The organism is Geothrix limicola, assembly GCF_030268085.1.
Taxonomy (GTDB): Bacteria; Acidobacteriota; Holophagae; order Holophagales; family Holophagaceae; genus Geothrix; species Geothrix limicola.
The window spans coordinates 1-11,365 of sequence record NZ_BSDE01000011.1; the positions used below are offsets into that span (position 1 = coordinate 1).

Genomic DNA, 11,365 nt, shown 5'->3' on the forward strand with positions numbered 1-11,365 from the left:
TGATATCCACCCCATACCAGTGCCCTGAGAAAATGTTGTACTGCGTCTGTACGTCCCGGCCCCCGTTGTGCTGGATCGCGAACATCGGAGACACCTTGTAGAGGATGTTCCCCTCGATCTTCACGCCACTACCCACGCCGTCGATGTAGATCCCCGACGTGTAGACCCCCAGCGGGCTCCCGCAGTTCCGGATCAGGTTGAACTGGATCAGGTTCCCCTGCGTCCCCCACTCCCGGCCCGTCGTGTAGATCACGCCCGCATCGTTCGTCCACTGCGTCGCGTCATGGATGTGGTTGTACTTGATCGTGTTCCCATTGCCGCTGAACAGGATCGCCGCGTGGGGCGAATGGTGGATCTCGTTGTGCTGGATCGTGAAGCCCATGCAGTCGTTGTTGTATGCGTCGCTGAAAGTCCCCAGGTTGATGGCCGGCTGGTAGGTCCAGAACAGCCGCCCGAAGTACTGGAACTCACTGTTCTCGATCAGCGTCCCGCTGGGCGTCAGCGTCGTCCGGTTGCCGCCCGAGGCCCAGATCCCGCCCTTGCCCAGCTGCCTGAAGTCGCAGCCCTCCACCAGGTTCGAGCTGCCGTTGAGGAGCATGGCGTAGCCGCCCGCGTTGCGGAACTGGCAGTTCCGGAAGGCCACGTTCTGGCAGCTCGAGGCGTAGACCAGCCGGTCCTTCGCCGCCTCGAAGCTGATCCCATTCCACGTGATCTGCTGGCAGCCCGACATCTGCAGCACCGGCGCCTGCAGCGTCGACAGCAGGATCTCGCTCGGCGGCACGTCGCCCACGGGCCGCAGGTAGAGCCGCGCGTTGACCCGATCGATGAAGCATTCGCCGGGCGCCGTCAGCTCCTCCAGCAGGTTGTAGATAAAGAAGGGCTGGCCCGCACGAAGCCCATAGGTCACCGAATTGGCCAGCACGATGCTGCCCGTCGTCGGATCGAAGGACGTGATCGCGCTGTGGCTGCCGGACCAGCTGTAGTAGCCCAGTCCGAAGTACATGGCCTCCGAGGCCCGCCACTGGCTCATGTTGGGATCGGGCGCCGTGATCTGGGTGGAGCCGTTGGTGCTGCGGATCAGCAGGAAGCCCGGGATCGCATTCGATCCATCCGTCGGCGACATGAAGGCCGTGCCCGAAGCTCCAGATCCCGCGACAAAGGCGCCCGCAGGGGCTGCGAAGGTATCCCAGGTTCCCCAGGAGGCCGCCGTTCCCGTGCCGCCCAGGTCCCTACGGTTGGACAGCCGCCAGTCGGGGCCCGTGGCCGAGGCCGCGATGGACCACACGTCGCCGTTCTTTGCGAGCTGGTAGTAGGGCCGCCCGCGGCTGTCCAGGCCCTTGTAGGCATAGTCGCCCGTCACGTCGGGGCTGAGCGTTCCGCTCACGTGGATGCTGGCCTGGGGCGCCGTGACCGCCGAGCCCACGTCCACGGCCTTGGGGTAGCGGGCCAGGGTGAGGGGCTTTCCATCCACAAAGACTTCCATGGACTGGTTCACGCCGCCGCTGCCGTCGGCGCGGCTGGTCAGGGTGCCCAGGCTGGCCTTGTAGGCCGTCAGGTCCACCACGTAGATCTGGCTCCGGGCGCTGGGATCCAGGCGGGACCAGTTGGGGTCCGTGCCGTCCACCAGGTGGGCGGAGGCCGGATTCACCGAGACGCCGCCGATGATCCGGGGCGCTTCATTGGGGTAGGCGACGTACTGGATGGGGTTGGCCGCTGAACCGGAATCCGCCGAGCCCAGGGTGAAGCTGGAGGTCCGTGGGTAGATGCCGCCACGCAGGTAGACGCTGAGGGTGCCCGCCGTGGCACGGCTGGCGTTCTGGAGGAGGGTGCGAGCCCCTTCCAGGGTCGTGGGCGAGGCCAGGGTGCCGGGGTTGGTCGAAAGGCCATTGGGGGCCACAAAGATCCCCGAGGGAGGAGCCGTAGCAGCCTGCACGGTCACGGTGCAGGAGCTGCTCTTAGTGCTATCCGTCGTGCTGGTGGCCGTCACCACGTCGCTGCCGCCGCTGGCAGGCGCCGTGTAGAGGCCGCCACTCGTGATCGTTCCCCGCTGCGCCGACCAGGTGACGGTCGAGCTGTAGCTCCCCGACCCCGAGACGGCCACCGTGAACTGGTTCTGGGCGCTCGCCGTCAGGGACAGCGTCGTCGGACTCACGGTCACCGAGGTGATGCTGCTGGTGGCGGAGATGGTGAGGGTCGAGCTCGCGGACTTGCTCGTATCCGCCACGCTCGTGGCCGTCACCACGTCGCTGCCGCTCGTCGCCGGCGCCGTGTAGAGGCCACCGCTCGTGATCGTGCCCCGCTGCGCCGTCCAGGTCACCGCCGAACTGTAGCTCCCCGTTCCCGAGACCGTGACCACAAACTGGTTCTGGGCGCTCGCATTCAGGGATAGTGAGGTCGGGCTCACCGCCACCGAGATGATGCTCGTGGCCGCCGTGATGGTGAGCGTCGAACTCGCGGACTTACTCGTATCCGCCACGCTCGTCGCCGTCACCACGTCGCTGCCACTCGTCGCCGGCGCCGTGTAGAGGCCACCGCTCGTGATCGTGCCCCGCTGCGCCGTCCACGTCACCGCCGAATTGTAGTTCCCCGTTCCCGAGACCGTGACGCTGAATTGCTGTTGGGCCCCCATGTTCAGACTGGTCGACGTCGGGCTGATGGACACGGAGGTGACGCTGATGCCATTGCGCACGGCCACCTGCCCGCTGGCCGTCTTGCTGGAATCCACAACACTGGTGGCTGCGATGACGTGGGTGCCTTCGGTCGCCGGAGCCACATAGGTGGCGGAGTTTCCGTTTTCAACCAGGGTGCCGACCACGCTGTTGCCGTTGGGAATGCCGTCGACCGTCCAGGTCACCGCTGTGCTGCTGGTCCCCTGCACCTGGGCCGTGACGGGCAGCTTGCCGCCAGGATTCACGGCGGCGGGCGCACCCACCAGGGACACACTCACCGCGCTGGCCGGGGGCACGGGCGTCGCCGGAGCACTCGTTCCGCTCGAACTGCCGCCTCCGCTGCAGGCGCACAGAACCAGCATTCCAGCCACGATCAGAGCCCGAGCCGGGACGACATGAAACCCAGTTCCCATGGGGACCTCCGTGACTCTTTGAAAGCAACGGAAATGCCGTGGAATCCATCCCGAAATCAATATTTAAAGATTGATATAATTGCATTAATAAAATACATGATACTTTGGGTCTAAATGCCGAGTCTGAAATCTGGATCTAGATTCTGGAATCCGGACAATCCAAACGCGTAAGTCCTTATTTTTTTCAACGCATCCAGAGAACCCCACCGGGGCCAAGCCCTCTTCCGGAGCATCAGGCGCGCAGATGTTTTGGGGCGGAAACCTCTGCCGAAGGCAGCGTGAAATGGAGGCTCAGCCCCCCCTCGGGAGCCGGACCCGCCGTGAGGGTGCCCCCATGGGATTCGAAGATCTGCCGCGCGCCAGGCAGGGTCAGGCGCCCCCATCCCCGGACCCGGAAATAGAACGGCTCGAAGAGGCGGTCTGGATCGACCGCTTTGAATTCCTCGCGGCTGACGTCCAGCAGCCCGCAAACCACCTCCTGGTCGCCGTGCCGGCCGGGCCTCACGCGCAGCACCAGGCCAACACCGGGCTCCTGCTGCTGCAGGGCGAGATCCAGCACGCGCACGAGTGCTGAACGGAGCCCGGCTTCATCGGCACGGATGGTGGGCAATGGACCCTCGACCTGGATCTGGAGACTGACGCGCTGTTCCGCTGCCAGGGCGCGGCGAGCTTCGATGGCGCTCCACAGCAGGGGCTCCACTTCGAGCACGATCCTGGAGGCCGGTTGGGGATGGCCGTAATCCTTCAATTCCAGGATGAAGGCATTCATCCTGCCCAGGCTCTTCCGGATGTTGGCCCCATACCTGGCCACGCCGTTCATGCCGCCGAATCGCGCCTCGAAGGCATCCAGGCTGGCGGAAATGCCAAACACGAAACTGCTCAGCTCGTGGACGAGTCCGGGCACAAAAGGGGCTTCTTCCGGCGTGCGCGTCGCCTCCCCGCAGCGATCCATCCGGGCGATGGTCTGGATGTGTTCCGCGAGGAGCATCAGCCCGCGGCGTTGAGCCTCCGCAAGGAGGAGGGGGTCACTGGAAAGCACCCACAGGGTGCCAATACTGCGGTGGCGATGGTCCCGCAGAGGCAGGGCCTCCAGGATCTGGAGCCCCTGCTTCTGCAGAGGGTGGAGGTCGCAGGCCTCGGCCTCCAGGGACATGACGAATTCCAGGTCTGCCAGCTGGTCATCCATGAGGTGGCTGGCATCCCGGTACCAGACGCCCGACTCATCCCACAACACCAGGGCCGTCTGGGCCCCGGTGAGGGCGGCTCCGAGCAGAACCGAATCCCTCAGCATGCGCTTGGCGGGTGAGTCGACGAGCGCATGCTGAAGCGACGAAGCGGCTAGGTTCTGCATCGGATTCCGTGGGTCGGGTGGTCAGGGCTGTTCCGGAAACGGGCTCAGTGCTGGATGCCGATCTGGGTGACGTCGATGCCCGGGAAGCCAGGGATGTTGAACATGGGGCTGGCGGCCTGGAGGCTGAAGTCGAGGTTCGCGGGATCGGTGAACAGCGGGTCCACCTGGCTGAGGTTTCCGCCCACCTGGCTGAACCAGGAGGTCGGCGCCGCGAGGGAGGTCGCCGAATTGTGCTGGCGGTAGACATCCGGCGAGCTGCCGAACTGCAGGTTCCCGTAGCAGACCGATCCCTCGGGCTCCAGCCAGTGGGTGCCTTGGATCGACGACCAGGTGTTCGGAATCGCCGCGACATTCGGGTAGGCCGGGGACCAGGGCGCGGACTGGTAGTTCACCGCGATCAGCTTGCCCAGCAGGTTCCAGCTCGAACCCGCCGTGTTGTTCACCACCTCGAAAGCCACATTGCTGATGTCGATGCCATACCACTGCCCGTAGCAGACGTTGTACTGCGTGTGGACGTCCCGGCCTCCGTTGTGCTGGATGGCGAAGAGCGGCGCGGCCTTGTAGAGGATGTTCGCTTCCACCGTGACGCCGCTGCCCACGCCATCGACGTAGATGCCCGACTGATAGACGCCCAGGGGGCTCCCGCAGTTCCGGATCAGGTTGGACTGGATCAGGTTCCCCTGCATGCCCCAGTCCCGCCCCGTCGTGTAGATCACACCCGCATCGTTGGTCCACTGGGTGGCGTCGTGGATGAGGTTGTAGCGCATGATGTTCGCGTTCCCGCCCCAGAGGATGGCGGCATGGGGCGAGTGGTGGATCTCGTTGTGCTGGGCCGTGATGCCCATGCTGGTCGCATCGATGTTGATGCCCGGCTGATAAGTCCAGAACAGGCGGCCGAAACGCTGGATCTCGCAATTCTCGATCAGCGAACCGCTGGGCGTCAGCGTCGTCCGGTTTCCACCGGCCAGCCAGGCCCCGCCCTTCCCGAGCTGCCTGAAATCGCAGGCTTCCACCAGGTTGGAAGAGCCAGTCAGGTAGATGCCGTAGCCGCCGGCATTCTTGAATTGGCAGTTCTTGAAGGACACAGACTGGCAGCTCGTGGCCGTGACCAGACGGTCCTTGACCGCTTCGAAGGAGACGCCCTGCCAGGTGATCTGCTGGCAGCCCGACATCTGCACGACCGAGGTCTGGAGGGTCGAGAGCAGGATCTCGGTGGGGGCGACGTCGCCTACGGGACGCAGGTAGAGCCGCGCGTTGACGCGATCGATGAAGCACTCGCCCGGCGCCGTGAGCTCTTCCAGCAGGTTGTAGATGAAGAAGGGCTGGCCGACGCGGAAGCCGTAGTTGGGGGAGCTGCTGAGCACGATGCTTCCCGTGGTGGGATCGAGGGACGTGATGGCGCTGTGGCTGCCGGACCAGCTGTAGTAACCCAGGCCGAAATACATGGCCTCAGAGGCGCGCCACAGGCTCATGCGGGAAGCCGGGGCCGTGATCTGCGTGGTGCCGTTCGTGCTGCGGATGAGCATGAAGCCAGGTACCGCGTCCGAGCCATCCGACGGAGAGAGGAGGGCCGTGCCCGAAGCTCCCGAGCCTGCGACAAAGGCGCCCGCGGGTCCCGCGAAGGTGTCCCAGGTCCCCCACGAAGCCGAGGTGCCCGTGCCGCCCAGATCCTTGCGGTTCGAGAGATACCAGGACGGACCCGTCGCCGAAGCCGCGATGGACCACACGTCGCCGTTCTTCGCGAGCTGGTAGTAGGCCCGCCCGCGGCTGTCCTGGCCCTTGTAGGTGTAGTCGCCCGTCACGTCGGGGCTGAGCGTCCCGCTGACGCGGATGCTGGCCTGGGGCGCGATGACGGCCGCGTTCACATCCACCGCCTTGGGGTAGCGCGCCAGGGAAAGGGGCTGACCATCCACGAAGACTTCCATCGATTGATTCACGCAGCCGCTCGCATCGGCGCGGCTGGTCAGGGTGCCGAGGCTCGCCTTGTAGGCCGAGAGATCCACCACGTAGATCAGGGGCCGCGCCGAAGGATCCAATCGGGACCAGTTCGGGTCCGTGCCGTCGACCAGGTGGGCCGAGGCACCTGCGAGCGCCACGCCACCGATCAACCGGGGCGTTTCATTGGGATAGGCGTCATATTCCACAGGATTGGCACTCGAACCGGAATCCGCACTGCCCAGGGTGAAGGAGGTGCTGCGGGGATAGATCCCACCCCGCAGCAGGACCCGCAGGGTGCCCGCCGTCGCGCGACTGGCATTCTGGATGAGCGTCCGGGCCCCTTCCAGGGTCGTGGGGGCCGCCAGGGTGCCGGGATTCCCGGCGACGCCATTGGGCGCCACGATGATTCCGGTGGGCGCCGCGACGGCCTGCACCGTCACAGACGAGGAAGCGCTCTTGGTGCCATCCGTCGTGGACGTGGCCGTCACGACATCGGTGCTGGAAGTGGAGGGCGCCGTGTAGAGGCCCGTGCTGGTAATGGTGCCCCGCTGCGCCGACCAGATGATGGAGGCGCTGTAGCTGCCCGTTCCCGAGACCGTCGCTGAGAACTGGTTCTGGGTGCCCGCATTCATCGACAGGGTCGCCGGGCTCACCGTCACGCCCGTGATGCTGGCGGATGTGGTCACCGTCACGCTGGAGGTGGCTTGATAGTTCGCGTTCTGCCAGGACAGCGCCGTCACCACGTCGCTGCCGCCGGTGGCGGGCGCCGTGTAAAGGCCCGCGCTGGTGATGCTGCCGCGCTGCGCCTGCCAGACCACGTTCGGGTTGTAGCTCCCCGTGCCGCTCACCGTCGCGCTGAACTGCTGCTGCGCGCCCACGTTCAACGACAGCGTCGTCGGGCTCACCGTCACGCCCGTGATCGTCGAGGGTGCGGTCACCGTCACGCTCGAGGTGGCCTTGTAGTTCGCATTCTGCCAGGACAGCGCCGTCACCACGTCGCTGCCGCCGGTGGCCGGTGCCGTGTAGAGGCCCGCGCTGGTGATGGTGCCGCGCTGGGCCTGCCAGACCACGTTCGGGTTGTAGCTCCCCGTGCCGCTCACCGTCGCGCTGAACTGCTGCTGGGCGCCCACGTTCAGGGACAAGGTCGCCGGGCTCACCGTCACGCCCGTGATCGTCGAAGGCGCGGTCACCGTCACGCTGGAGGTGGCCTTGTAGTTCGCGTTCTGCCAAGCCAGCGCCGTCACCAGGTCGCTGCCGCCGGTGGCGGGTGCCGTGTAGAGGCCCGTGCTGGTGATGGTGCCGCGCTGGGCCTGCCAGACCACGTTCGGGTTGTAGCTCCCCGTGCCGCTCACCGTCGCGCTGAACTGCTGCTGGGCGCCCACGTTCAGGGACAGGACCGCCGGGCTCACCGTCACGCCTGTGATCGTCGAAGGTGCCGTCACCGTCACGCTGGAGGTGGCCTTGTAGTTCGCATTCTGCCAGGACAGCGCCGTCACCAGGTCGCTGCCGCCGGTGGCGGGTGCCGTGTAGAGGCCCGTGCTGGTGATGGTGCCGCGCTGCGCCTGCCAGACCACGTTCGGGTTGTAGTTCCCCTTGCCGCTGACAGTGGCGGTGAACTGCTTCTGGGTGCCCACATTCAAGGACAGGGTCGTGGGACTGATCGACACGCCCGTGATGGAAGAGCTGGCGGAGGCGAGGCTCACCGCACTCATCACCACTCCAATAATGGTCAGGCCCTGGACCGTGGCATGACGAAATCCTGTTCGCATCGGAACCTCCGCAGGTCCATAAAGGCAACGGAGGTACCGCCGGATTTCGGTCACAGGCCAGTCTTCAACCAGCCTGCCTACAGCACTACTGGGTCACACTCGAAGCAAAGGGAACCATGAAGTCTGAAGCCTGGATCCGGATTCTAGAATCTGGACGACTCGGCTCCGTAAGTCTTCAGCTTCTGATAGAGGGTGCTCCGGGGGATGTCGAGCCGCTTGGCTGCCCGGTCCACATGTCCCCCCTCCTCATTGAGCACCTGGATGATGAAATGGCGCTCCAGTTCCTTCAGTGTCATGGAGGAAAGTCCGTTCTTCTTCTGACTCTCGGGGCTGGATGCGAAATCCAGATCTTCCGCATCGATCACGGCGGCCACGGCGCCCATCAGGGCCCGCTCCAGCACATTTCGCAACTCGCGGATGTTCCCTGGCCAGGTATGCCTCTGCAGCTTGGTCAGGGCCGCCTGGGTGAGGTGCACGGTCTCCCGTCCACAATCGGCGGTCAGGCGATTCAACAACATCTGGGCAAAGCTGGGGATGTCTGCGGCACGCTCCCGCAGAGGCGGCACGTAGATCTGGATGGCGCTGATGCGGTAGAAGAGATCCGACCGGAAGAGTTGTTCCTGGACGAGCCGGTCAAGCTTCTGATGGGTGGCGGCGATCAGGCGGAAATCCACCTTCCGGTCCTGCACGCTGCCCAGGCGCCGAAAGCGCTTCTCTTCCAGGGCCTTGAGAATCTTGGGCTGGAGTTGCACGTCCATGTCGCCGATCTCATCAAGAAAGACCGTGCCGCGGTGGGCCGCCTCGAGCAGGCCGATCTTGGCGCTGACCGCGCCCGTGAAGGCGCCCTTCTCGTGGCCGAAGAGTTCGGTTTCCAGGAAATCCTTGCTGAACCCCCCGCAGTTGAGTTCGAGCATCGGCTCCGAGGCCCTCGAACTGTTCCGGTGCAGCCACCGGGCCAGTTCGCTCTTGCCCGTGCCCGTCTCCCCCTGGATGAGGATGGGGCTTTCCGTCGCGGCCGCGAGCCGGGACTGCTCCTCCAGGCGATGGATGGCCGCGCTGTGGCCGATGAAGGGGTCCACGGCCCGCTGAGGCTGGTCCAGGGATTCCCGGGCCAGCTGCTTCCGCCGGTTCTGCTGATTCTCCAGGGCCCGTTCCAGCACCACGAGCAGGGCGGGGAGATCCAACGGCTTCACCAGAAACTGTTCGGCTCCGAGCTGGATGGCTCGCACCACCAGTTCGATGCTGCCGTGGGCCGTCAGAAGAATGATGGGCACGCGCGCATCGATGGCCTTCAGCTTTGGAAGCAGGTCGATCGCATTCCCGTCCGGGAGGGAGTAGTCCAGGGTGACGGCGTCGTAGACATCCGCGCGGTAGCGGATCTCGGCCTCGGCGCAGGTCTCGGCTTCATCCACGATGAAGCCGTGGAGCTCCAGGAAATCTCGGATGGCGAAAAGAATGATTTCATCGTCATCCACTACGAGGATCTTCGCTTTCGCCATGGATCCCTCAAGGTTGCGTGGCAGATCGCAAGGGATAAGCCACTTCCGAGGGCAGCATGAAGCTGATCCTCATGCTCCCGTCAGGCCCCTTCCCGGCCGTGAGCGTTCCCCCGTGGGATTCGAAGACCCGGCGGGCCCCCGGCAGCGCGAGGCGTCCCAATCCGGAGACCCGGTAGTAGAAGGGTTCGAAAAGGCGGGCCGGATCAATGTTCATGAAGGGCTCGAAGGAGAAGTCCAGGTGACCGAAGATCGCTTCCCGGTTCCCCTGGCGACCCGGCGCAACGCTGATGACCACACGACCTCCGGGCTCCTCCTTGTGCAGGACCAGATCGACCACCCGGGCGAGGGCCGTCCGCAGGCCCTCCCGATCCCCCTGGAGGGCCGGCAGGACCCCATCGATCCTGATCTGGAGATCGATGTTCTTTTCTTCGGCCAGGGAACGCTGGTGTTCGAATACCTCGCGCAGCATGGGTTCGGGTTCGAGCGGGGACCAGGAGAGCCTCTGCGGATAGCCGTATTCCCTCAACTCGACGATGAAGGCACCCATTCGGTCCAGGCTCCTCCGGATGTTCGCGCCATAGGTCTTCACTTCGTCCAGGTCGGCGAAGCGCGCTTCGAAGGCATCGAGGTTCGCCGAAATGCCAAAGATGAAACTGCCAAGCTCATGAACCAGGCCCGGAACGAAGGAGGCCGCCGCCGGGGGACGGGGGGCAGCGCGCGTTTCCAATTTCTGCTGATCCATCTTCACGATGGTTTGGATGTGCTCCGCGAGCAGCGCCAGGCCTGCCAACTGGGCCTCGGACAGCGCAAGGGGGACGGGTGACAGCACACAGAAGGTTCCGATGACCTGGTGGCAGCCGTTCACCAGGGAGACGGTCTTCACCATCTGGAGCCCTTCCCTCTCCAGTGGTCCCTCGGCATCGGTCCCCGGCTCCTGGGTCAGGGTCGATTCGAGCGCGGCGAGCTGGTCCCTGCTCAGGCCGCTGCTGTCCCGGTACCAGGTGCCTGTTCCATCCTGGAGGATGAGGGCCGTCAGACCATCGCTCAAGGCAGCACCGAGAAGCACGGAATCCCGCAGCATGTTTTCCGTATGGGATTCCGTGAATCCATGCCGGGGCGAAATCTCAGGCCGGTTTCGTGTCGAGAGGGGACTGCTCGCACTCATGGGACCACCCTCAAACCCAATCACGGAATAGCTTGGCATTCATTACTCTTCGTTGGGAATAATAATGGCTCTCTCGTCACCCGGAACGCCTTCGCGCCCCCGCGCTCGCCGTCCAAGCCCTTCTGATTCAGCGCTGGATGCCGATCTGAGTGGTATCGATGCCGGGGAAGCCCGGGATGCTGAACATGGGGCTGGAGGCCTGGAGGCTGAAGTCGAGGTTCGCCGGGTCGGTGAACATCGGATCCTGGCTCAGGTTCTGCCCCACGGAGCTGAACCACGAGATCGGCGCCGCCAGCGACGTCGCCGAGTTGTGCTGCCGGTAGATGTCCGTCGTGATCCCCTGATGCAGGTTCCCGTAGCACACGGATCCTTCAGGCTCCAGCCAGTGCGTTCCCTGCAGCGACGACCACGTGTTCGGGATCGCCGCCACATTCGGATACGCCGTCGCCCACGCGCCCGCCTGATAGTTGAAATACTGGAGCTTGCCCAGCAGGTTCCAGCTCGAGCCCGACGTGTTGTTCACCACCTCGAACGCCACGTTGCTGATATCCACCCCATACC

At 64.8% G+C, this 11,365-nt stretch carries 6 protein-coding genes; all 6 read right to left on the reverse strand.

Features of this window, described 5'->3' with window-relative positions; translation table 11 throughout:
* The coding region (locus tag QSJ34_RS18230) for a right-handed parallel beta-helix repeat-containing protein (RefSeq protein WP_285578069.1) at window positions 1-3,031 on the reverse strand (3,031 nt) is incomplete at its 3' end.
* A gap of 283 nt (window positions 3,032-3,314) precedes the next feature.
* Window positions 3,315-4,433: a sensor histidine kinase gene (locus QSJ34_RS18235; protein ID WP_285578072.1), complete on the reverse strand. Its 1,119-nt coding sequence runs from the start codon at window positions 4,431-4,433 to the stop codon at window positions 3,315-3,317.
* Between the two features lie 44 nt (window positions 4,434-4,477).
* Window positions 4,478-8,140 carry a right-handed parallel beta-helix repeat-containing protein gene (locus QSJ34_RS18240; RefSeq protein ID WP_285578075.1) on the reverse strand — a complete coding sequence of 1,221 codons (3,663 nt, stop codon included), beginning with the start codon at window positions 8,138-8,140 and terminating at the stop codon, window positions 4,478-4,480.
* Window positions 8,141-8,283: 143 nt separating this feature from the next.
* Entirely contained in the window at window positions 8,284-9,639 is a 1,356-nt protein-coding gene (locus QSJ34_RS18245; RefSeq protein ID WP_285578079.1) for a sigma-54-dependent transcriptional regulator, read from the reverse strand.
* A 7-nt stretch (window positions 9,640-9,646) separates the two neighbouring features.
* Window positions 9,647-10,687, reverse strand: a complete 1,041-nt coding sequence (locus tag QSJ34_RS18250) for a sensor histidine kinase (RefSeq protein ID WP_285578081.1) — start codon at window positions 10,685-10,687, stop codon at window positions 9,647-9,649.
* A 244-nt stretch (window positions 10,688-10,931) separates the two neighbouring features.
* Window positions 10,932-11,365, reverse strand: a 434-nt coding sequence (locus QSJ34_RS18255; protein WP_285578083.1) for a hypothetical protein, incomplete at its 5' end; no start/stop codon positions are given.

What these genes read in the sequence shown, in the direction of transcription:
- QSJ34_RS18235 (WP_285578072.1), bottom strand. Translation starts at nt 4,433, where the DNA reads ATGCAGAACCTAGCCGCTTCGTCGCTTCAGCATGCGCTCGTCGACTCA.
- QSJ34_RS18240 (WP_285578075.1), bottom strand. Translation starts at nt 8,140, where the DNA reads ATGCGAACAGGATTTCGTCATGCCACGGTCCAGGGCCTGACCATTATT.
- QSJ34_RS18245 (WP_285578079.1), bottom strand. Translation starts at nt 9,639, where the DNA reads ATGGCGAAAGCGAAGATCCTCGTAGTGGATGACGATGAAATCATTCTT.